This is a genomic window from Caulobacter segnis ATCC 21756 (assembly GCF_000092285.1).
GTDB classification, from domain to species: domain Bacteria; phylum Pseudomonadota; class Alphaproteobacteria; order Caulobacterales; family Caulobacteraceae; genus Caulobacter; species Caulobacter segnis.
In genome coordinates this window covers 257,411-278,927 of sequence record NC_014100.1, presented here as the reverse complement: position 1 = coordinate 278,927, position 21,517 = coordinate 257,411, and the positions used below count along the sequence as shown (strand labels likewise).

Sequence of the window (21,517 nt, the reverse complement as noted above, 5' to 3'; positions counted from 1 at the left end):
CGACAGGGGCGTGGCGATGACGGCGGACAAGAGCTGCGGATCCTGTGGCCTGTGCTGCAAGGTCCTGGCGATCGAGGCGCTGGAAAAGCCCGACGGCGTCTGGTGCGGCCACTTCCGGAAAGGCGGCGGCTGCGGCTTCTACGAGCACCGCCCGCCGGCCTGCCGGGCCTTCGAGTGTCTGTGGCTGACGTCGACCCGGCTGGGCGATGAATGGCGGCCCGACAAGGCCGGCTTCGTCATGTATTCCGACCGCGACGGCAAGCGACTGAACGTCGTGGTCGACCCGGGCAAGCCGGCCGCCTGGCGACGCGAGCCCTACTATTCGTACATCAAGGCGATGTCGCGCCGGGCGCTCGAAGGCTACGAGCTGGTGGTCTGCGTCGGCGACCGCCGGACGGTGGTCTTCCCCACCGAGGAGATCGACCTCGGCGTGCTGCCGCCCGACCGCAAGCTGGTCAGCGGCTATATCGAGCGGGACGGCGCGCTCACGCCCTTCGCCATGGTGCTGGCCGACGCGGATTAGAACCGCGGATGGAAATCCCTGGGGCTCCAGCCGAAATCCCTCGCCGCCGGCGACGAGTCGAACGTCAGGTCCTGGCCCATGCGGGTTCCCATCGCCGCGGTGGCGCCCGGATAGAAGGGCTTGGCCAGCCGCATCAGCAGCGCAAACAACCCGGTGGGCATCGGCACGGATCGCGGCGTCTTGCCCAGGCCCTCGAAGATGCGGTCGACCATGACGCGGTAGGTGACGGTCTCGCCGCCGACCAGGTCATAGGCCCGGTCTTGCGCGGCGGGCGCCTGGGCCGCCGCGAGGGCGCCGACCGCGAGATCGGCGGCGTGCACGGGCTGGCGCAGGCCTTCGCCGCGTCCCGACAACGGCATGACGTGGAAGCGCGTCACCAGGCGCGCGATGCGGCTGACGTTCTCGTCGTGGCCTTCGTCGTAGATCAGGGTCGGCCGCAGGATCGTCCAGGCCACGCCGTTTTCGGCGCACCAGGTCTCGACCGCCTGCTCGGCGTCGATCAGGGCCTTGGCGACCGCGCGCTCGCCGGCCTCGGGCGAATTCACCTTGGTGAAGCGGCTGGTCGAGGAAAAGGCGATCAGCCGGACCATGCCGCGCGCCTTCAGGCCGGGCAGGACGGCGGGCAGCAGCCAGATGGGCGACAGCGAGAACACCGTGGCCGCGGGCGGCAGACGATCCTCCACGCCCGGGTCGGTCAGGTCGCCGTCCACCCAGCAGGCGTCGCCGGCGGGCGGGCGGCGGCTGATGGCGACGGGGTCGAACCCCTCGTCCGCTAGCCGCGCCATCAGGTGGCCGCCGATCAGGCTGGTCGCGCCCAGTACGAGAATGGGCGTCTTGAGGGTGTTGTCGGAGTCCATGGCCAACATATAGTCCCGCCGCCGAGAGGTTGCCCATGACCTATGACGATGTCGTCGCCTTCGCCCTGCGCCTGCCCGGCGTCGAACACGGGACCGCCTATGGCCGGCCCTGTCTGAAGGCGCACGGCAAGTTCCTGACCCGCCTGTTCGAGGACGGCGAGAGCCTGGTCTGCCCCGGCGTGCCGTTCGACGAGCGCGAGATGCTGGTCGAGGCCGAGCCCGACGTCTTCCATTTCACCGATCACTTCCGCAACTATCCCTATGTCCTGATCCGCCTGGCCGGCGTCCATGCCGGTACGGTCGAGCGGCTGGTGTTGCGCCAATGGCGGACCACCGCGCCCAAGAAGGTGCTGAAGGCGTGGGACGAAAGCCGCGGAACGGAGACCGCATGACCGACAAGACCAGGGCCTGGCGCATTCTGATCGCGCTGGTCGCCGCCGCCGGCCCCATCCTGCAATACGGCCTGATGGCTTATGACGAGACCCTTGCGACCCTGCCGGCCAAGACCGTCGAGTTCTTCAGTTACTTCACGATCCTGTCTAACACCCTCGCCGCCATCGCCCTGGCCGCGCCCCTGGTCGCTCCGGAGAGCCGCCTCGCGTTGTGGTCCGAGCAGGCCGGCCCGCGCGCGGCGATCGCCACCTATCTGGCGATCACGGCCGTGGTCTATCACACGATGCTGGCCCACACCTGGGACCCACATGGCCTGCGTCTCGCAGCCACGACGCTCAACCACACGATCACGCCGGCTGCGTTCCTGGTCGATCTGGCCCTACGCGGCGGCCAGGGCGAGGCGCGCTGGATCGCGGCCTTGAAGTCGATGGCCTTCCCCGCCCTGTTCGGCGCCTGGACCCTGGCGCACGGCGCGGCCACGGGCTTCTATCCCTATCCGTTCATGGACGTGGCCAAGCGGGGCTATCCGGCCGTTCTCGTGACGATCGTCCAAATGGGTGTTGCTTTCGCGCTGGTCTGCCTGATCTTCGTCGCCCTGTTGCGCGTTCGGAGCAGAGCGGCGCTCACACTTAAACCTAGCGCGCTCTAACCCAGCCGCCTCCCGATCCGCCTGACCGTCTTTTCGGAGTTCCCGATGTCCAAGCTTGTCCCCGCCGTCCGCTCCGGCGACGTCCTGATGCCCGCCATCGGCTTTGGCACCTGGCAACTCGAGAACGGCACGGCCATCCCCCTGGTCGAGAAGGCGCTCGAGGTCGGCTATCGTCACATCGACACCGCCCAGATCTACGGCAACGAGCAGGACGTCGGCGCGGCGATCAAGACCAGCGGGGTCAAGCGCGACGAGCTCTTCGTCACCACCAAGATCTGGATCGAAAACTTCGCCGACGGCGATCTGCAGCGCTCGGCGCAGATCAGCCTGGAGAAGCTGGGCCTCGACCACGTCGACCTGTTGCTGCTGCACTGGCCCAAGCCCAACCCGCCGATGGCCGAGACCCTGGCTGCGCTGAACGACGTCCGCGCCAAGGGCTGGACCCGCGCCATCGGGGTCTCGAACTACCCCTCGGCGCAGCTCGAAGAGGCCGCCAAGCTGTCGGACGCCCCGATCGCCACGGACCAGGTCGAGTATCATCCCTACCTGTCCCTGAAGACCCTGAAGGCCAAGGCCGACGCCCTGGGCGTCTCGATCACCGCCTGGTCGCCGCTGGCCCAGGGCAAGGTCGCCCAGGAGCCGCTGCTGATCGATATCGGCCGCGCCCATGGCAAGACGCCCGGTCAGGTCACTCTGCGCTGGATCATCCAGCAGGGGATCATCGCCATCCCACGCACCAGCAACCCGAAGCGTATCGAGGAGAACTTCGACATCCTCGACTTCGAGCTGTCCGACAAGGAGATGGCGCAGATCCATGGTCTGGCCCGCCCGGACGGGCGGATCGGCGACTGGATCGACAAGACGTATCAGTGGGACGCTGAATAGCCATCGGACGCGCGGGACGGCTCTGGGCGGCGATCTAGTCGCCCGAAACAAACGTCGCCGGCATCTGGTCGGCCAGACGCCGCGCCGCCGCTCGCTCATGACCCGTCGATATCGACACATCGTCGATGCATCGACGCCGCCAACGGGCCGGAGGGACGCCGACCACCTGGCCGAACACCCGGGTCAGATGGCTTTGATCGGCGAAGCCACAGACGAGCGCGATGTCGGCGATCGAGAGATCGTTTGATGCGAGCAGGCTTTTGGTCTGCTCGATCCGAAGCAGCAGCCGCCATCGCCTCGGCGTGACGCCGAAAGTCTGCTTGAAGGCCTTGATGAAATAGCCGCTGGAGAGGCGGCAGGCGGCGGCGAGCTCCGACACCGTCGGCGTGTCTTGATCCAGGCGCGCCATCAGGCCGAGAGCCCGCTTTTGCTGCCATCGCGACAGGCCGCCTCTCGCGATCTCCGGAAAGCCCGTGACGAGGGGGGCCGCCGGCGCGAGCGCAGGGGCCGCGGCCGAGGCGCCGGCGTTCGCCCGGTCGAGGCGCTCCGGTCTTGAACGCCAAGGCTCGCGTTCGGTCGCGGCGCCGGCCGCCAGGGCGATCACGCGCAGGAGATCGCCCACCCCGTCCAGATCCGGATCGGGTTTTCTCAAACGGCTGAGCCCATCTTCGACGCTGGCGAGAATGATCGCGATCTCGGGCGGGATCTCGGCGGCGGCCCGATGGCTGGGGTCCGCGCGATCGTCGCGGAGCCGGGCCGCCTTGTCCCGCGCCCCATGCTCGTCACGCCGATCGTAGGCCTTGTCGCAACGCATGGGAGCCGCCTTCATCGCCCGCGAAGAGGTCATGCTTTCGCAGCCGTCACGGCGATGGTCGGTCGTTTCGTGGCCGCCCTCAATGTCGACTGGTGGGGTCAGGCCCCACCCTTTCGGGTTGTCGCGCGATGACAGGGCTGGGCTTCATCCGCCCGTCTGCAAGCGCCAGATGATCGCCGGCGGCAGATCGAAGCTTGGACCAGCGATCGCGGCGCGGCTTGTACCGGATGGAGGCGTTTGGGAGCGGCTGGCCAAATACGCCCTCCGTCCAGATCGCGCGTTTTCCCCGCTAAGCCTGAGAAAGGCGACCGTTCGCGGAGCGCCGGGCCGCCGGGTCTCCCACCAAAACTCCTTCCGCTTTCAGACGAAGCTGGTTTCATCCCGCCTCGAAAGCGCCTAGAGCCTGTCCTCCAGACAGGCTCCAGTGTCTTGCCTGGAGCGTGTCCGGCGGCGAAACCGCTTACACTTTCGCCTAACGCGCTCTAGGTAAGCCTCAACCTGAGCATAAGCATGCGGGGACGAGCGAAGATGGACGACGCGGGCGTGAGCTTGCAGGCGACGATGGCGGACATGGGCCGGACGGCGCGCGAGGGCGCGCGCGCCCTGCGTCTCGCCACGCCAGAGCAGCGCACCGCCGCCATCCGCGCCATGGCCGCCGAAATCCGCAAGGCCGCGCCCGCCATCCTCGCCGCCAACGCGCAAGACCTGTCGCGCGCCGAGGCGAACGGCGTCTCGGGTCCCATGCTCGACCGCCTGGCCCTCGACGAAAAGCGGCTGGAAGGCGTCGCCGCCGGCGTCGAAGCCGTGGCCGAGATCGCCGATCCGCTGGGCGTGGCGACCTCGCGCTGGACCCGGCCCAATGGCCTCGACATCAGCCGGGTGCGCACGCCGATCGGCGTGATCGCCATGATCTACGAAAGCCGGCCCAACGTGACCGCCGACGCCGCGGCGCTGTGCGTGCGCTCGGGCAACGCGGTGATCCTGCGCGGCGGCTCGGAGTGCATCGCCTCGAACCTAGCGATCCACACGGCGATCGAGCGCGGCCTGGAAACGGCCGGCCTGCCCGCCAGCGCGGTGCAGGCGGTGAAGACGCCCGACCGCGCGGCGGTCGGCATGATCCTCCAAGGCCTCGACCGCTCGATCGACCTGATCATTCCGCGTGGCGGCAAGAGCCTGGTCGCCCGCGTCCAGGCCGAGGCCCGCGCCCCGGTGCTGGGCCACCTGGAAGGCCTGAACCACGTCTTCGTCCACGCCGCCGCCGATCCGAAGAAAGCCGTCGACATCGTCGTCAACGCCAAGCTGCGCCGGGTGTCGGTCTGCGGCTCCGCCGAGACCCTGCTGGTCGACAAGGTCGCCGCCGAGACCCTGCTGCCGCCGATCGCGCAGGCGCTGCTGGTCGCCGGCTGCGAGCTGCGCGGCGACGCCGCCGCCCGCGCCATCGTCCCCGCCATGAAGGCCGCGACGACCGAGGACTGGACCACCGAATACCTGGCCGCCATCCTGGCCGTGGCCGTGGTCGATGGCGTCGAAGGCGCGGCCGCGCACATCGCCGCCTTCGGCTCGGGCCACACCGACGCGATCGTCACCGAGGACGAAGCGGCCGCCGAGACCTTCGTCGCGGCGGTCGACAGCGCCATCGTGCTGGTCAACGCCTCGACCCAGTTCGCCGACGGCGGCGAATTCGGCTTCGGGGCCGAGATCGGCATCGCCACCGACAAACTCCACGCCCGCGGTCCGGTTGGGGCCGAGCAACTGACGACGTTCAAATATGTGGTTCGCGGGACCGGCCAGACTCGTCCCTGACGCCGGCCGGCCCGCAGCGCAGCGCCTTGGCTTCCACCTGGAGCCGGGCATGCGCGTCGGCCTGTTCGGCGGCAGCTTCAACCCGGCGCACGAGGGTCACGCCCACGTGGCCGAGACGGCCATGCGCCGTCTGGAGCTGGACCGCGTGATCTGGCTCGTCTCGCCCCAGAACCCCTTGAAGTCCTCCCACGAGACCCGCCCCTTGCCCGAGCGCCTGGCCCAGGCTCGCCGCTGGGCGCGCGGTTCGGGGATGATCGTCTCGGACGCCGAAACCCGCCTGGGCTCGCAATACACGATCGACACCCTGCGCGTGCTGAAGGCCCGCTTCCCGGGCGTGAAGTTTGTCTGGGTGATGGGCGCCGACAGCCTGGCGGGCTTTCACCGTTGGCGCGGCTGGACCCAGATCATGCGCGAGGTCCCGGTGGCGGTGATCTCCCGCCCGTGGATCGCGCTGAAGGCCCGCACGGCCCCCGCGGCCCGCCGCTTCGCCTTCGCGCGCTGGCCGGCCAGCGCCGCGTCGCGCCTGCCCGACGCCACGGCGCCGGCCTGGGTCTATCTCACCGGCCCGTTGAATTTCGCGTCTTCCACAGCCTTGCGCGCGCGTCAGACAGGCAAGCTTGGCCGATAGCTGAACCGGGCGGCGGGCGTCGAAATCGACCTTCGTGAACGCGCCCCCTCACTTTTCGCCCAATTCCATGCTAAGAGGACTGTCCACAGCGACCCCATAAGGAGCAATACGCTGCGTAGCGACCCCGCGCTTAGTGCGCACGAGGGAACGGCTGGAGCCGAATCCTCGACTGAATCCCCGGGCCTGAGTCTCCCGCTCGACGTGAAGGCGCTGGAGCGCCTGATCCTGACCCGCCTGGACGACGACAAGGCCCAGGACATCGTCCACATCGACCTGACGGACAAGAGCTCGGTCGCCGACAGCCTGATCGTGGCGTCCGGCCGTTCGCATCGTCACGTCGGCGCTCTGGCCGACCACATCCTGCGGGCGCTGAAGGAAAACGGCTTCGGCAAGGCGCGGGTCGAAGGCCTGCCGCACTGCGACTGGGTGCTGATCGACGCCGGCGACGTCGTCATCCACCTGTTCCGTCCCGAAGTGCGCAGCTTCTACAACATCGAGAAGATCTGGGCCGTCGACGCCCCGCACCGTACGGCCGCGAACTGATCTCTCTACGCTCGGCCGTCGCTCTTTGCGGAGTGACGGCCTAGAGCTTGCTTTTTTGCTTGGCGCGTGGCGGGCGCCGAAACCGGCTTCCACTTTCGGCTGCCACGCTTGCCTTGATGAAGATCATCATCCTCACCGTCGGAAAGCTCGGCCGCATGGTCGAGGCGCAGCTGGCGCTGGACTACGCGTCCCGCGCCACGGCGTCCGGTCGCGCCCTGGCGCTGGGACCGGTCGAGATCGTCGAGGTCGAGGCCCGCAAGCCGGGTAAGGCGGCCGAGGCCGAGGTGCTGCGCCCCCATCTTGAAGGCGCCCACGTCATCGCCTGCGACGAGCATGGCAAAGTCCGCAAAAGTCGCGACTTCGCCGACCATCTGGCGAAGCTGCGCGACGACGGGACCCGGCGCGTGGTGTTCCTGATCGGCGGCGCCGACGGCCTGGATCCCTCGATCCTGTCCAGCGCGAACGAGACCATGGCCTTCGGTCCCCAGACCTGGCCGCACGCCCTGGCCCGCGCCATGCTGGCCGAACAGATCTATCGCGCCGCCACCATCCTGTCGGGCTCGCCCTATCACCGAGATTGAGCATGACAGCCGAAAGTGGAAGCCGGTTTCGGCGACTGTCATGCTCAACTTTTCAGAAGAAGAGCCTGTTCGTCCGAACAGGCTCGGGGCAGTAAGGACGCGATGCTTCGCCGTCCCTCGCGTCTTGTCCTGACCATCGCCGCCCTGGCCCTCGCCGTTCCCACGGTCGGGATCGCCTGGCAGAGCGTCGACCGCGCCGCCATGGAGCAGCGCGCCAGGGACCGCCAGACCGCCGCCGACACCCGCCGCGAGATCGAGGACCTGCGCGCCGAGCTCGACCGCCTGGATCACGCCCGCGTCACCGCCGGCGCCGACGTCGACGCCAAACGGGCGCGGCTCGAGATGCTGAACGCCCGCGAACGCGCCATCCTGGCCGATCTGGGCGTCAATCGGCAGCGGCTGGCCCTGCTTCTGTCAGCCCTGCAGCTATTCCGTCGCGATCCGCCGCCGGCCTTGCTGGTCTCGCCCGACAACGCTCGCGACGCGGTGCGGGCTGCGATCCTGATCCGCGCCATGACACCCGACCTGCAGCACCGGGCGCAGACCTACGCCCGCCAGGCCACGGCCGTCGGGACGTTGCGCCGCGAGGCCGCCGCCGCCTCGGCCGAGCTGTTCACGGCCGAAAGCGTGGTGGCCGACCGCAAGGGCGAGATCGAGCGCCTGATCATCGAGAAGACCCAGCTGGAACGCGCCTACGCCCAGGAGGCCCTGGCTCAGGAGGCCGAGCTTCGCACCCTGGGCGCCCTCAGCGATGGCCTCGGCCGCGCCGCCCCAACGGGCCCTTTGGTGCTGCGCGCGCCAGCCGCCGGCGCCATCGTCCGCCGCTTCGGCCAGGAGATGCCGGCCGGCGGCAAGGCGCCGGGCCTGACCCTGCGGACCGAGAAGGGTCTTTCCGTCTCCGCCCCGGTCGCAGGAACCGTGGAATACGCGGGCGCGCTGAATGGCTGGGGCGCGGTGCTCATTCTACGGGCGCAAGGCGCCTACCACATCGTGCTGGCCGGCCTCGACCAGATCACCGCGACGCCCGGACAATCTGTCGCGGCCGGCGCCACGATCGGAAAGATGCCGGACCGTGTATCCTCCGATCCGGAGCTCTATATGGAAGTGCGTGAGAACGGCGAACCGGCCGATCCGGAACGCTGGTTCAAACAGGAGTCGCGATAAACGGCTTTTTCGGTAATGGTGACTGTCTTCGGACAGCCGCCAAATCGGGTTGGACGGGGCTATAATTGGTTTGCGACGCCGCGCGTCGCCAGGGAGCCTTCTGGGCCTTAATGCGCAAGTATCTGCTCATCGGCGTTTCCGCCTTCGTCCTCGGCGCGGGGACCATGGCCTATATCAGCCCCATCGCACAGGCGAACAACGCGCCGAAGACCAAGACCTACAAGCTGCTGGAGCTGTTCGGCGACGTGCTGGGCACGGTCGAGGACCAGTACGTCACCGAGGTCGACGACAAGAAGCTGATCGAGGCGGCCCTCGACGGCATGCTGACCAGCCTCGACCCGCACTCGGGCTACCTGTCGCCCGACAGCTACGAGGACATGCAGGACACCACCCGCGGCGAGTACGGCGGCCTGGGCCTGGAAGTCACCAGCGAGGACGGCGTGGTCAAGGTGATCTCGCCGATGGATGGCACGCCTGCCTCGCGCGCCGGCGTCCAGGCGGGCGACTACATCACCGCGGTCAATGGCCAGAGCGTTCTGGGCCTGACCGTCAACGAAGCGGTCAAGCAGATGCGCGGCGCGGCCGGCGAGCCGGTCACCCTGACGATCGCCCGCGACAAGAACGACCCGTTCGACGTCAAGCTGATCCGCGAGATCATCAAGCCCAAGGCCGCCATCGCCCGCATGGAAGGCGACTTTGGCTATGTCCGCCTGCCCGGCTTCAACGAGAAGGCCACCGACGCCCTGGTCAGCTCGATCAATGAGCTGAAGACCAAGAACCCGAAGATGAAGGGTCTGATCCTGGATCTTCGCAACAATCCGGGCGGCCTGCTCGACCAAGCGGTCGGCGTGGCCGACGTGTTCCTGGACGGCGGCGAGGTGGTCAGCCAGCGCGGCCGCGATCCGCGCAACATCCAGCGCTACAACGCCAGGGCTGGTGACGTGCTGAACGGCCTGCCGATGGTGGTGCTGATCAACCAGGGCTCGGCCTCGGCGGCGGAGATTGTCGCCGGCGCCCTGCAGGATCGTCACCGCGCCGAGCTCGTCGGCCTGACCAGCTTCGGCAAGGGATCGGTGCAGACCGTGATCCCGCTGCGCGGCGGCGCGGATGGCGCCCTGAAGCTGACCACGGCGCGCTACTTCACGCCGTCGGGCCGCTCGATCCAGAAGACCGGCATCGCCCCGGACCTGGAAGTCGCCCAGACCCGCGACCAGGCCCAGGACATCGCCAACCGCGTCTGGTTCAGCGAGGCCAGCTTCAAGAACGCGCTGAACGGCGACGAGGGCAAGACCCGGATCGCGCCGCACGCGCCGGCCGAGGCTCCGCCCACGGGCTTCGACGACAAGAAGGGCGACTTCCAGCTGGAGCGCGCCCTGGCCGTCCTCAAGGCCGGCGGCGTCGCGAACACGCCCAAGCTGCCCAAGCCGGCCGCCAAGATCGCCGAGGTCACCGCAAAGGCGGCCGCGGCGGCGGGCAAGGCGCCCGTCCCCGAGAAGAAATAGACCACAGCGGCCATCGCTGACCGGAACGCCGCCTCGCCCTGCGCCAGGCGGCGTTTTCGTGGGCCGATGCGGCGTCCCGTCGCGCGCGGCGCGCCCGCTGGCGACGCCTTGTTAACCATCTCTTCGGCCCTTGCGCTTAGCCTGCGAGGCGATGGCCGTCACGTTTTCCCGCAAGCCCGCCTACGCCGCCGCCAAGCCCGCGTCTGGCGGCTCGGCCGTGCTGCGCGGAAAGCTGGGCGCGGCGCTGGCCAACCCCTATATCGGCGCCGGCGGCGCGGCTTGCCTGTTCCTGGCTTCGCTGGCGACCCTGGTCCTGGTGACCAGCGATCCGCACGCGGGCAATCCGGTCGTCCGGCTCGAACTCACCAAGATCGGCGCCACCAAGAATGCGCCCGAGGGCTGGCGCGAGGCGCTCACCGCGGAGAGCCCGCACGAGGCCCCGCTGAAGCCCAGCGAACTCCAGCTCTCCCGCGCGCCCTTCCCGGCCGCCGGCGCCGAGGCGGGCGAGAAGCCCGCCTTCGAGGGCGAACAGCCGCCACCGCCCGTCCAGCAGGGCCCCGGCCTGCCTCAAGCGCCGATCGCCGGCCTGACCGCGCCGGGTCCCGGCGGCGCGCCGCTGCCGATCATCGCCCCGGACGGCCGCACCGCCGCGGACGCCTACGCCCGCCCCTTCACGCCGAACGGGCGCCCCAAGGTCTCGGTCGTGATCGGGGGCCTTGGCCTCAACGCCCAGACCACCCGCGCGGCGATCGAGACCCTGCCCGCCGAGATCACCCTGTCGTTCGCGCCCTACGCCGAGGGCCTTCAAGGCTGGATCGACCTGGCCCGCGAGCACGGCCACGAGGTGCTGCTGGAAACGCCGATGGAGCCGGCGGACTATCCGGCCAACGACCCTGGCCCCTACACCCTGATCGCCGCCAACCGCCCCGAGGACACCGTCCGCAAGCTGGAATGGCTGATGTCGCGGGCCACCGGCTACTTCGGCCTGGCGAACTATCTGGGCGCACGCTTCGTCGACAATGATCAGGCGATGGCGACGTTCAATACGGTGCTGAAGACCCGGGGCCTGGCCTTCATCGACGACGGCCTCGCCGCGCGTCGGAGCGGGCCGATCCCCCGCGCCTCGGCCGACCGGGTCATCGACGACGAGCTGTCGGCCAGCGCGATCGACGCCCAGCTCCGCGCCCTCGAGAACGGCGCCTCCGCCCGCGGACAGTCCCTGGGGTCGGGCTTCGCCTATCCGGTGACTATCAACCAGGTGCGGCTCTGGGCCGCCGGCCTGCAGGCGCGCGGCCTGCAGCTGGCGCCGGCCTCGGCCCTCGCCCATCGCTAAGCCTTATGGAATAAGGCTCTCATGACTGCAGAGCCCGATTACCCGCGCCATCGCCCAAACGTCGGCGTTGTCCTGTTCCATCCGGATGGCCGTGTCTGGCTGGGCCGTCGCCACAAGCAGGCGCCGCCGTACAATTGGCAGTTCCCGCAAGGCGGCGTCGACGACGGCGAGGACCTCGAGGCGGCCGCGCGACGCGAGCTCGCCGAGGAGACCGGCGTAACGTCCGTGACGCTCCTGGGACGCACGCCCGGCTGGATCACCTACGACTTTCCGCCCGACGTTCTGGCCGATCCCAAATCCTCGCGCGGCTGGCTTGGTCAAAAGCAGGTCTGGTTCGCCTATCGCTTCACCGGAAGCGAGTCGGAGATCGATCTGGAGGCTGATGAACACATCGAGTTCGACGCCTGGCGATGGGGTAGGCTCGACGAAGCACCCGAACTGATCGTACCCTTCAAGCGTGGCGTCTACGAAGCAGTCGTCGCCGCGTTCGCGGGGTTCGCGCGAAGGGCTTGAGTTCGGGTCCGTCGCGCGGGGGAGAACGGTGGTGGATACAGTTCTGTTGATTCACGGCTACGGCTGCGCCGGCGATGTCTGGGGCCCGGTGGCCGCGCGTCTGCGCGCCGAGGGCTATCGCGTCGAGGCGCCCACGATCCGGGCGGCGGTGCGCACCGTCGACGGCCCCCGAGCGGGCGTCGCGGGCCTCACCCTGGCCGACTATGTCGCCGAAATGATCGCCTATGCTCAGACCCTGGCCCGCGAGACCGGCAAGAAGCCGATCGTGATCGGCCACTCGATGGGCGGCCTGATCGCTCAGAAGGTCGCCGAGGCGGGGCAGGCCTCGGCCGTCGTGCTGTTCGCGCCGGCGTCGCCCGCCGATGCGCGCGGCAAGCCCAAGCTCACCCCCGTCTTCACGTTCCTGAACCTGGTCCTGGCGGGCAAGCCCGAGACCAAGGCCGGCAAGATGTGGAAGACCGGCTTCAAGTTCGGCGTCGCCAACGTCGTGCCACCGGAACGCCACGACGCCCTCTACGCCACCATGGTCTACGACAGCGGACAGGTTCTGGCCGATCTGGCCTACCCCGCCAAGGACCCCAACAAGGCCGCCCATGTCGACGCCAGCAAGGTCACCGCGCCGATGCTGGTCATGGCGGGCGCGCTGGACCGCACGACACCCGTCGAGGACGTGCGTCTCGTCGGCAAGAAGTACGCCGGCGCCGAGTATCGCGAGTACCCCAACAACGCCCACTATCTAATAGATGAGCCAAACACGATGAAGATCCTCGACGACCTGATCGCCTGGCTGGGCGGCAAGAAGCAAACGCCGGCCGCCACGCCCGCCCCGACGCCCGCGAAAGCCCCGACCCCGGCGCCCGCGCCCGTGAAGGCGGCCGAGCCCCCGCCGGCTCCCGCGCCCGCTCCGGCTCCCGCTCCCGCGCCGACCCCAGCGCCGGCGCCCAAGCCCGCCCCGGCGGCGACCGCCGCGCCGAAGGCCGCAGCGGCTCCGAAGGCCGCCGCGAAGCCGAAGGCGGCGGCGGCGCCGAAAAAGGCCGCCGCGCCGGCCAAGGCGCCGGCCGCCAAGGCCCCTGCTGCTAAGGCGAAGGCCGCGCCCGCGCCGAAGGCCGCGGCGGCTCCGAAGGCCGCCGCGCCGGCCAAGGCTCCCGCGAAGACCAAGCCGGCCCCGGCCGCCAAGCCCGCCGCGACCAAGGCTCCGGCCAAGGCGGCCGCCAAGCCCGCGGCCAAGCCCACGGCGGCGAAAGCTCCGGCCAAGCCGGCGGCCCCGAAGGCCGCGGCTCCGAAGCCCGCCGCCAAGCCCGCGACGGCCAAGGCTCCCGCGAAGCCCGCCGCCGCCAAGCCCGCGGTCGTCAAGAAAGCCCCTGCGGCTAAGGCCCCGGCCGCCAAGGCCGCCACGCCCAAGCCCGCGGCGGCGAAGCCCGCCGCCGCGAAGGCTCCGGCCGCTAAGAAGCCTGCGACAAAGGCGCCCGCCAAAAGCTCGCCCAAGTCGAAGTAGACCGTGTACTCTGCCCCGCCGGCCAAGCTGGTCGGCGGGGTTCAGTCGGGTTTAAGGGCGTCCATGCGCGCACCGGTTATCATGGTCCACGGGGCCTTCTGCGGCGGCTGGACCTTCGACGCGTTCCGCGCGCCGTTCGAGGCCGCCGGCCACGCGGTTCTGACGCCCGACCTGATCGGCCACGACGGGTCCGGCGGCGTCGCCGGCGTGTCTATGACCGACTACGCCCGGCAGATCGCCGGGCTCGCCGAGGCCTGCGAAACGCCCCCCATTCTCATCGGGCACTCGATGGGCGGCCTCGTCGCCCAGATGGCCGCCGCGCGCACGCGCGTTTCCAAGCTGATCCTGCTGGCCCCCTCCGCGCCGTGGGGCGTCAGCGGCGCCAGTCTCGAGGAGGCGGCGTCGGCCGTCAGCCTCTACGCTCTCGGCCCCTACTGGCTTCAGGCCGTTGCACCTGACTATGGCGTCGTGCGCCGCTACAGCGTCGACCGCCTGCCCCGCCCCGCCCGAAAGGCGATCTTCGCCCGCATGACCGCCGAGAGCGGTCGCGCGCTGTGGGAGACGCTCAACTGGTGGCTGGACCCCTTCATGACCACCAGCGTGGCCGCGCCCGGCTGCCCCGTCCTAGCCATCGCCGGCGGCAAGGACGTCGTGCACCCGCCCTCCACCGTCCGTCAGACGGTCGCGCGACTGGGCGGCCTCCTGGAGGTGTTTCCGGAGATGAGCCATTGGCTGCCGGGCGAACCGGGCTGGGAGCAGGTGGCCGGCCGGTGTCTCGAATTCATCGCGTCCGAGGACCGGGCGGCGGCCTGAACGGCCTCACTGCGGGCTGAACACCTTCAGCCCCAGGATTCCCGCCACGATCAGGCAAAGGCACGCCAGACGCGCGGCGGTGGCCGGCTCCTTGAACAAGACGATTCCGACCACGGCGGTCCCCACGGCCCCCACGCCCGTCCAGACGGCGTAGGCGGTGCCGAGCGGCAGGGTCTTCACAGACCAGCCCAGGAGCCCCATCGACAGGAGGAGGCTGATGGCCGTCAGGACGATCGGGATCGGCTTGGTGAAGCCTTCCGTGAACTTCAGCCCCACGGCCCAGCCCACTTCGAACAGTCCGGCGATCAGGAGAATGATCCAGGCCACGACGAGCCCTTTCTTCAAAAAGGCGGGGTCGTCCCCGGAAAAGCAAAAAGGCGCGGGGTCGTCCCCGCGCCTTCGCTAAATAGGTCCGCCCGGAAGGCGGGGCAACCCGAACCCGATCAGCGGCTGTTGGTGCTGTACAGGATCTGGGCGCGTTCGAAGTTCTTGCCGACCGAGGTCTCGTCCAGCTTCTTCAGGCGCACATACACGAGGCCCGCGTGACCGCCGGCCCAGTTGTCGTCCCACGACACGGTGAAGCGGCGGAAGTCGCTGCCGATCGTCTGGTCGTTGCGGATCAGGCGCAGCTGCGGGCTGTTCTCCCAGGTCGCCCAGTCGTGCAGGCCGTTGGCCAGCTCCTGAGCCTGTTCCGGGGTCTGCGCGTAGTCGATGGTGACCGTGCAGATGTTCTTGTTCGAGCCCGGGTTATCCAGCGTGATGTTGAAGGGCTTGCCCAGGTCGAGGACCCACTGCTCCTTCTTCTTCTTGAAGCCGTAGTCCTTGACCAGCTGAGCGAAATCGCCACCGGCGACTTGCGGCTTGCAGACCTTGTCCAGCACGTCCAGCAGCCTCAGGGTCACGGCGTCCGTGGTCTTCGGTCCACGCACCGGCGCGGTGTAGGTCTCGGCCGGCGCGGCGGCGGCCGGAGCCGCGACGGGCGGCGCCGCCTGGTCAGCCGGAGCCGTCGTCGGCGCGGCTTGCTCGGCCGGCGCGGCTTGGGCGGCGGGAGCCTGAGCGGGCGCGGCGGCCGGGGCCGGAGCGGCGGTTTGTTCCTGGGCGACGGCGGTGGAAGCGACCGCGCCCCCCATCACGAGAACGGGTGCGATCAGGCTGACGAGCGCAAGGCGCATAGGCTGGATATCCCCAACTGAACGAGAGGTCGGCATTAAAACCGACAGACGATCCCTCGCAACCCTTATGGCTACCGAATGCGGCGGAGATTGGGTCACAAGTGTAATTTTTTCGCGCCCGACGCCGGAGCGCTCATGAAAACGCCCTCGATCACCAGGAACGAGGGCGTCTTCGAACTCAAGAAACCTAAGCGATCAGGCCGCTTCGACAGCGTGTTCGGCCAGGATGGTCAGGCCGTCGGGACCGACGTCCGCGAAGCCGCCCTGGATGTCGAACACCTTGGTCGTCGCGCCGTCCTTCACGGTCACCTTGCCTTCGCGCAGGGTGGTCATGAACGGGGCGTGGTTGGCCAGGACGCCGAAGTCGCCTTCCGCGCCGGGGGCCTGGACCATGTCCACCTCGCCCGAGAACAGTTCGCGCTCGGGGGCGACCAGGGAAAAGTGCAGCTTGGCCATCAGTTGAAAGTCTCCTCGACGCCGCCAAGCGCGGCCTCGATATCCTCGTCGGTCTGGATCTCGGTCCCGCAGAAGGGGCAGAAGCGGATGGTGGCCAGCACCAGGCCCGTCTCGCCCTCTTCCTCGCGTTCGCCGAGATTCAGCAGGATCAGGCCGCTGTCGTGCTCGATGAGGCTGGCGGTCGTGTCCGGGGACACGGCTTCAGCCAGCTCATCGCAGCAGAAGTGACCCAGATCGGCGTCTTCGGTCATTAGGCTTCCGCCGCCATCTTCTCGGCCTTGGCCACGGCTTCCTCGATCGGACCGACCATGTAGAAGGCGCCTTCCGGCAGGTGGTCGTACTCGCCGTCGACGATGCCCTTGAACGAGCGGATCGTGTCCTTCAGCTGGACGAAGGCGCCCGGCGTGTTGGTGAACTGCTCGGCGACGTGGAAGGGCTGGCTCAGGAAGCGCGAGATCTTGCGGGCGCGCGACACGACCAGCTTGTCCTCTTCCGACAGCTCGTCCATGCCCAGGATGGCGATGATGTCCTTCAGGGCCTTGTACTGCTGCAGCACTTCCTGGACGCGGCGAGCCACCGTGTAGTGCTCCTCGCCGATGACCAGCGGGTCCATGATCCGCGAGGTCGAGTCCAGCGGGTCCACGGCCGGGAAGATGGCCTGGGCCGCGATGTCACGCGACAGAACGGTGGTGGCGTCCAAGTGGGCGAACGAGGTGGCCGGAGCCGGGTCGGTCAAGTCGTCGGCGGGGACGTAGATGGCTTGAACCGAGGTGATCGAGCCCTTGTTCGTCGAGGTGATGCGCTCCTGCAGGTTGCCCATCTCGGTGGCCAGGGTGGGCTGGTAGCCCACGGCCGAGGGGATGCGGCCCAGCAGAGCCGACACTTCGGCGCCGGCTTGGGTGAAGCGGAAGATGTTGTCGACGAACAGCAGCACGTCCTTGCCTTCCTCGTCACGGAAGTATTCCGCGATCGACAGGCCGGTCAGGGCGACGCGGGCGCGGGCGCCCGGGGGTTCGTTCATCTGGCCGTAGACCAGGGCGCAGCGCGAACCTTCGGTCGAGCCGTTGTTGGCCTTGGGGTCGACGTTCACGTTCGACTCGATCATCTCGTGATAGAGGTCGTTGCCTTCGCGGGTGCGTTCGCCCACGCCGGCCAGAACCGAGTAACCGCCGTACGCCTTGGCGATGTTGTTGATCAGTTCCTGCATCGTCACGGTCTTGCCGACGCCGGCGCCGCCGAACAGGCCGATCTTGCCGCCCTTGGTGTAGGGGCACATCAGGTCGATGACCTTGATGCCCGTGACCAGGACTTCAGCCGTGTTGGTCTGCTCGGCGAAGGTCGGGGCGTCACGGTGGATCGTGCGGGTGATGTCCGAACGGATCGGGCCTTGTTCGTCGATCGGCTCGCCGATGACGTTCATGATGCGGCCCAGGGTGCCCGGACCGACCGGCACGCGGATCGAAGCGCCGGTGTCGCGCACCGGCTGACCGCGGACCAGACCTTCGGTGGCGTCCATGGCGATGGCGCGGACGGTGTTCTGGCCCAGGTGCTGCGCGACTTCGAACACCAGGCGCTGGCCGGTGGCGGTGTTAACGGTCTCGACGGCGTTCAGGATCGCCGGAAGGGCGCCGTCGAACTCGATGTCGACGACCGCGCCGATGATCTGCACGAGGCGGCCGGTGGCGCCGTCCAGGTTCACGGCGGTGTTGGCCGAAGCGGCGGCGGCCTTAGGCGCGGCCGGCTTCTTGGCGGCGGCGGGAGCCTTGGCGGCGGCGGCGGCCTTCGGAGCAGCAGCGGCCTTGGGGGCGGCGGGCTTCTTGGCGGCGGCGGTCGCCGGCTTTTCAGCGGGGGTCTTGGCCATGGCGTGCGGGTCTTTCGATCTCTGCGTGCTTGTGTCGTTAGGCTAGATCAGACGGCTTCGGCGCCGGAGATGATCTCGATCAGCTCCTTGGTGATCTGGGCCTGGCGGGAACGGTTATATTCGAGGGTGTAGCGCTTGATCATGTCGCCGGCGTTGCGCGTGGCGTTGTCCATGGCGGTCATCTGGCTGGCGTAGAAGCCGGCCATGTTGTCCAGCAGGGCCGACAGGATCTGGACCGTCAGGTTGCGCGGCAGCAGGGTCTCGAGAATGGCCTCTTCCGAGGGCTCGTACTCGTAGACCGCCGTCGGGCCCGAGGCGGCTTCGACGCCCTCGACCGTGGCGGGGATCAGTTGCAGGCCCGTCGGGATCTGCTGCACCACCGACTTGAAGCGGCTGTAGAACAGCGTGACCACGTCGGTCTCGCCCGCTTCGTATTCGCGGGTGACAACGTCGGCGATCGGCTGGGCCACCGACAGCGTCAGTTGGCGATAGGAAGACAGGTCGAACGTCTCGACGATCTTGCCGGCGTAGGGACGGGCGAGTTGCGCCGTCACCTTCTTGCCGACGCAGATCACCCGCACGGTCTTGCCCTGGGCGATCAGCCCGTCGATGTGCTGGCGCGCGGCGCGAACGATCGACGAGGTGAAGCCGCCCGCCAGACCGCGGTCAGCGGCGGCGACCACCACCAGGTGGCGGTCGTCGCGGCCCGTGCCGGCCAGGAGCTTCGGCGCGCCGTCTCCGGACACGCCGGCGGCGAGATTGGCGATGACGCTGGCAAGACGCCGGGCGTAAGGACGGGCGGATTCAGCCGCGTCCTGGCTCCGGCGCAGCTTGGCCGCCGCCACCATCTGCATCGCTTTCGTGATCTTTTGCGTCGCCTTGACGCTCGAGATCCGATTGCGCATTTCCTTCAAGCTGGCCATTCGGCGCTACTCTCTCCGAGCGGTTCCGAGGGGGCTTAAGCGAAGGTCGCCGAGAAGCTGTCGAGCGCGCTCTTCAGCGTGTTCTCCAGATCCTTGTCGAGCGCCTTCTTGGTGCGGATGCCGTCCAGCAGATCCTTGTGCTGGCTATGCAGGCGGGCCAGGAGCTCGGTCTCGAACCGGCGGACGGCCGAGGTCGGGATCTTGTCCAGGTAGCCGCGCGTGCCGGCGTAGATCACGCAGACCTGCTCTTCCACCGCCTGCGGGGCGTACTGGGGCTGCTTCAGCAGCTCGGTCAGGCGTTCGCCGCGCGCCAGCATCTTCTGGGTCGAGGCGTCCAGGTCCGAGCCGAACTTCGCGAAGGCGGCCATTTCACGGTACTGAGCCAGTTCGCCCTTAATCGGGCCGGCGACTTGCTTCATCGCCTTGATCTGGGCCGACGAGCCGACGCGCGACACCGAGATGCCGACGTTCACGGCCGGACGGATGCCTTGGTAGAACAGGTCGGTTTCCAGGAAGATCTGGCCGTCGGTGATCGAGATCACGTTGGTCGGGATGTAGGCCGACACGTCGTTGGCCTGGGTTTCGATGATCGGCAGAGCCGTCAGCGAGCCCGAACCGTTGTCTTCGTTCAGCTTCGCGGCGCGTTCCAGCAGGCGCGAGTGCAGGTAGAACACGTCGCCCGGATAGGCTTCGCGGCCCGGCGGGCGGCGCAGCAGCAGCGACATCTGACGGTAGGCGACGGCTTGCTTGGACAGATCGTCATAGATGATCAGGCCGTGCAGGCCGTTGTCGCGGAACCACTCGCCCATGGCGCAGCCCGAGAACGGGGCCAAGTATTGCAGCGGCGCCGGCTCCGAGGCCGAGGCGACGACGACGATCGTGTATTCCAGGGCGCCGTGCTCTTCCAGGGTCTTGACGATCTGGGCGACGGTCGAGCGCTTCTGGCCGATGGCGACGTAGACGCAGTAGAGCTTGGCGCTCTCGTCCTTGCCGGCGTTCACGGCCTTCTGGTTCAGGATGGTGTCGATGGCGACGGCGGTCTTGCCGGTCTGACGGTCACCGATGATCAGCTCGCGCTGGCCGCGGCCGACCGGGATCAGGGTGTCGATCGACTTCAGGCCCGTTTGCACCGGCTCGTGCACCGACTTCCGCGGGATGATGCCCGGGGCCTTCACGTCGACGCGGCGACGCTCGGTGTATTGGATCGGCCCCTTGCCGTCGATCGGCTCGCCCAGCGGGTTGACGACGCGGCCCAGCAGGCCACGGCCGACCGGCACGTCCACGATCTCGCCGAGGCGACGGACTTCGTCGCCTTCCTTGATTTCCTGGTCCTGGCCGAAAATCACGGCGCCGACGTTGTCGCGCTCGAGGTTCAGGGCCATGCCCTTCACGCCGGCCTTCGGGAATTCCAGCATTTCGCCGGCTTGGACGTTGTCCAGGCCGTAGATGCGGGCGATGCCGTCACCGACGGACAGCACCTGGCCGACGTCCGAGACGGCGGCTTCCTCGCCGAAGTTGGCGATCTGCGACTTGAGGATGGCCGAGATTTCGGCGGCGCGGATGTCCATGGTCTTCAGGGCTCTCTGCGATCTAATCTTTTGGCGCGCTTATACGCTCAGGCGCGCTTCAGGGCGAATTTCAGGGAATCGAGCTTCGAACGGAGCGAAGCGTCGAAGAGACGGGAACCGACGCGCACCTTCAGACCGCCCAGCAGGGACGGATCGACGCGCGTGGAAACTTCGGGGGTCTTGCCCAGGGCCTGGACCAGGGCGCTCTGCACGCCCTTCAACTGCGCGGCCGACAGCGGCGCGGCCGAGACGACCTCGGCGGTGACGACGCCGCGGTGCTTGGCCGACAGCTCGACGAAGGCCGAGATGGCGCCCAGCAGGTCGCCCGTGCGGCCGTTCGCGGCCACCAGGCCCAGGAACTTCGTGGTCAGCATGTCGAAGCCGGCCTTCACGGCGACGGCCACCAGACCCTTGCCCTTGTCCTCGGCCGAGAAGGCGGGCGAGGCGATCAGGCGGCGCAGGTCGGCGCTGTCGGCGATCATCGCCTTCAGGCTCTTCAGATCGGCTTCGACCTTTTGCAGGGAGCCGTTTTCGATCGTCAATTCGAAGAGGGACTGCGCATAGCGCTGACCCGCATCCGTCGCCTTGGTTTCGTCCGCCACTTGGTATCCGCCCGGTGCGTTGCAAATAGCCGCGAACAAGAAGGTTAACCCTTATCGCGGCTTAAAGGCTTGAGCGCGCTTGAAAAAAGCACATGGACGGCCGGCGCGTAAACGCCGCCCCGTCCGAAGCCGCGCGCCTGATAACACGGGCTTTTCGCAGTCGCAACCAAGCGGGCGCGTTCAGTCGCCGGCGCGACGGAATACAGCCGAGGCCGAAGCCGCCAGACTTCCGTTAGGGCGCCTCAGTTCGCCCTGGGCGAAGACCAGGCTGCGGGTGGCCCGTTCGACCCAAGCCTTTTGTTCGAGCGCGCCATCCGCGGCCCCGGACGCGAAGTCGATCGTCATCGAGGTCAGGGCCGAGCCGTCGCCCACGACGTCTCGCAGAGCGGCTTCCAGCTGAGCGGAGAGGCTCGTGTCCATAGGCTTACTCGTCGTCTGT

The 21,517-nt window shown here is 68.5% G+C and carries 25 protein-coding genes; 14 read left to right on the top strand and 11 right to left on the bottom strand.

Going from position 1 to position 21,517, the window contains the following annotated elements; translation table 11 throughout:
• Positions 1–16: 16 nt before the first annotated feature.
• On the top strand, positions 17–523 hold the full coding sequence (locus CSEG_RS01330; RefSeq protein WP_013077451.1) for a zinc/iron-chelating domain-containing protein: 507 nt from the start codon (positions 17–19) through the stop codon (positions 521–523).
• Here the strand turns inward: CSEG_RS01330 and CSEG_RS01325 are convergent.
• Positions 520–1,380: an NAD-dependent epimerase/dehydratase family protein gene (locus tag CSEG_RS01325; protein ID WP_041538416.1), complete on the bottom strand. Its 861-nt coding sequence runs from the start codon at positions 1,378–1,380 to the stop codon at positions 520–522. The genes CSEG_RS01330 and CSEG_RS01325 overlap by 4 nt on opposite strands.
• A gap of 29 nt (positions 1,381–1,409) precedes the next feature.
• On the opposite strand from CSEG_RS01325, the gene CSEG_RS01320 reads away from it, so the two are divergent.
• The 3 genes from CSEG_RS01320 to CSEG_RS01310 are packed head-to-tail and all read left to right on the top strand — an operon-like array spanning position 1,410 to position 3,307.
• Positions 1,410–1,772 (top strand): MmcQ/YjbR family DNA-binding protein, encoded by a 363-nt coding sequence (locus CSEG_RS01320; protein WP_041538139.1) that lies wholly within the window; start codon positions 1,410–1,412, stop codon positions 1,770–1,772.
• The gene (locus tag CSEG_RS01315) at positions 1,769–2,422 is read left to right on the top strand and encodes a Pr6Pr family membrane protein (protein WP_013077448.1); all 654 of its coding nucleotides are present in this window, start codon (positions 1,769–1,771) and stop codon (positions 2,420–2,422) included. Before CSEG_RS01320 ends, CSEG_RS01315 begins: the two co-directional genes overlap by 4 nt.
• A gap of 45 nt (positions 2,423–2,467) precedes the next feature.
• Complete coding sequence (locus tag CSEG_RS01310) at positions 2,468–3,307, top strand: aldo/keto reductase (RefSeq protein WP_013077447.1); 840 nt, start codon at positions 2,468–2,470, stop codon at positions 3,305–3,307.
• Positions 3,308–3,341: 34 nt separating this feature from the next.
• Here the strand turns inward: CSEG_RS01310 and CSEG_RS21400 are convergent, their stop codons facing one another.
• Positions 3,342–4,121 carry a helix-turn-helix domain-containing protein gene (locus tag CSEG_RS21400; RefSeq protein WP_013077446.1) on the bottom strand — a complete coding sequence of 260 codons (780 nt, stop codon included), beginning with the start codon at positions 4,119–4,121 and terminating at the stop codon, positions 3,342–3,344.
• A gap of 528 nt (positions 4,122–4,649) precedes the next feature.
• Between CSEG_RS21400 and CSEG_RS01300 the strand changes: the two genes are divergently transcribed.
• The 10 genes from CSEG_RS01300 (at position 4,650) to CSEG_RS01255 (ending at position 14,496) form a co-directional block, all read left to right on the top strand.
• A complete protein-coding gene (locus CSEG_RS01300; protein WP_013077445.1) occupies positions 4,650–5,924 on the top strand; it encodes a glutamate-5-semialdehyde dehydrogenase in 1,275 nt (424 codons plus the stop codon).
• The gene (locus CSEG_RS01295; protein ID WP_013077444.1) at positions 5,890–6,552 is read left to right on the top strand and encodes a nicotinate-nucleotide adenylyltransferase; all 663 of its coding nucleotides are present in this window, start codon (positions 5,890–5,892) and stop codon (positions 6,550–6,552) included. The genes CSEG_RS01300 and CSEG_RS01295 overlap by 35 nt, the downstream gene beginning before the upstream one ends.
• 111 nt (positions 6,553–6,663) lie before the next feature.
• Entirely contained in the window at positions 6,664–7,095 is a 432-nt protein-coding gene (gene rsfS, locus CSEG_RS01290; RefSeq protein WP_167535150.1) for a ribosome silencing factor, read from the top strand.
• 116 nt (positions 7,096–7,211) lie between these two features.
• Positions 7,212–7,676, top strand: a complete 465-nt coding sequence (gene rlmH, locus CSEG_RS01285) for a 23S rRNA (pseudouridine(1915)-N(3))-methyltransferase RlmH (protein WP_013077442.1) — start codon at positions 7,212–7,214, stop codon at positions 7,674–7,676.
• A 102-nt stretch (positions 7,677–7,778) separates the two neighbouring features.
• Positions 7,779–8,840: a murein hydrolase activator EnvC family protein gene (locus tag CSEG_RS01280; RefSeq protein ID WP_013077441.1), complete on the top strand. Its 1,062-nt coding sequence runs from the start codon at positions 7,779–7,781 to the stop codon at positions 8,838–8,840.
• A gap of 110 nt (positions 8,841–8,950) precedes the next feature.
• A complete protein-coding gene (locus CSEG_RS01275) occupies positions 8,951–10,342 on the top strand; it encodes a S41 family peptidase (RefSeq protein ID WP_041538138.1) in 1,392 nt (463 codons plus the stop codon).
• A gap of 151 nt (positions 10,343–10,493) precedes the next feature.
• Complete coding sequence (locus CSEG_RS01270; RefSeq protein ID WP_013077439.1) at positions 10,494–11,675, top strand: divergent polysaccharide deacetylase family protein; 1,182 nt, start codon at positions 10,494–10,496, stop codon at positions 11,673–11,675.
• Between the two features lie 21 nt (positions 11,676–11,696).
• Positions 11,697–12,188 (top strand): RNA pyrophosphohydrolase, encoded by a 492-nt coding sequence (locus tag CSEG_RS01265; protein WP_013077438.1) that lies wholly within the window; start codon positions 11,697–11,699, stop codon positions 12,186–12,188.
• Between the two features lie 31 nt (positions 12,189–12,219).
• The gene (locus tag CSEG_RS01260; protein ID WP_013077437.1) at positions 12,220–13,683 is read left to right on the top strand and encodes an alpha/beta hydrolase; all 1,464 of its coding nucleotides are present in this window, start codon (positions 12,220–12,222) and stop codon (positions 13,681–13,683) included.
• Positions 13,684–13,746: 63 nt separating this feature from the next.
• On the top strand, positions 13,747–14,496 hold the full coding sequence (locus tag CSEG_RS01255) for an alpha/beta hydrolase (RefSeq protein WP_013077436.1): 750 nt from the start codon (positions 13,747–13,749) through the stop codon (positions 14,494–14,496).
• A 6-nt stretch (positions 14,497–14,502) separates the two neighbouring features.
• Here the strand turns inward: CSEG_RS01255 and sugE are convergent, their stop codons facing one another.
• From sugE to CSEG_RS01210, 9 genes are all read right to left on the bottom strand, one after another.
• Entirely contained in the window at positions 14,503–14,823 is a 321-nt protein-coding gene (gene sugE, locus CSEG_RS01250; RefSeq protein ID WP_013077435.1) for a quaternary ammonium compound efflux SMR transporter SugE, read from the bottom strand.
• A 116-nt stretch (positions 14,824–14,939) separates the two neighbouring features.
• Positions 14,940–15,704, bottom strand: coding sequence for a hypothetical protein (locus CSEG_RS01245; protein WP_083778336.1), 765 nt, complete (start codon positions 15,702–15,704; stop codon positions 14,940–14,942).
• Positions 15,705–15,863: 159 nt separating this feature from the next.
• Entirely contained in the window at positions 15,864–16,124 is a 261-nt protein-coding gene (locus tag CSEG_RS01240) for an ATP synthase F1 subunit epsilon (RefSeq protein WP_013077433.1), read from the bottom strand.
• Positions 16,124–16,375, bottom strand: a complete 252-nt coding sequence (locus CSEG_RS01235; RefSeq protein WP_013077432.1) for a hypothetical protein — start codon at positions 16,373–16,375, stop codon at positions 16,124–16,126. The genes CSEG_RS01240 and CSEG_RS01235 overlap by 1 nt, the downstream gene beginning before the upstream one ends.
• A complete protein-coding gene (gene atpD / locus CSEG_RS01230) occupies positions 16,375–17,985 on the bottom strand; it encodes a F0F1 ATP synthase subunit beta (RefSeq protein WP_013077431.1) in 1,611 nt (536 codons plus the stop codon). The genes CSEG_RS01235 and atpD overlap by 1 nt, the downstream gene beginning before the upstream one ends.
• 47 nt (positions 17,986–18,032) lie before the next feature.
• Positions 18,033–18,908 carry a F0F1 ATP synthase subunit gamma gene (locus CSEG_RS01225; protein WP_013077430.1) on the bottom strand — a complete coding sequence of 292 codons (876 nt, stop codon included), beginning with the start codon at positions 18,906–18,908 and terminating at the stop codon, positions 18,033–18,035.
• Between the two features lie 35 nt (positions 18,909–18,943).
• Complete coding sequence (gene atpA / locus CSEG_RS01220) at positions 18,944–20,476, bottom strand: F0F1 ATP synthase subunit alpha (protein WP_013077429.1); 1,533 nt, start codon at positions 20,474–20,476, stop codon at positions 18,944–18,946.
• Positions 20,477–20,523: 47 nt separating this feature from the next.
• The gene (locus tag CSEG_RS01215) at positions 20,524–21,078 is read right to left on the bottom strand and encodes a F0F1 ATP synthase subunit delta (RefSeq protein ID WP_041538136.1); all 555 of its coding nucleotides are present in this window, start codon (positions 21,076–21,078) and stop codon (positions 20,524–20,526) included.
• A 180-nt stretch (positions 21,079–21,258) separates the two neighbouring features.
• The gene (locus CSEG_RS01210; protein WP_013077427.1) at positions 21,259–21,498 is read right to left on the bottom strand and encodes an acyl-CoA thioesterase domain-containing protein; all 240 of its coding nucleotides are present in this window, start codon (positions 21,496–21,498) and stop codon (positions 21,259–21,261) included.
• Positions 21,499–21,517: the final 19 nt, after the last annotated feature.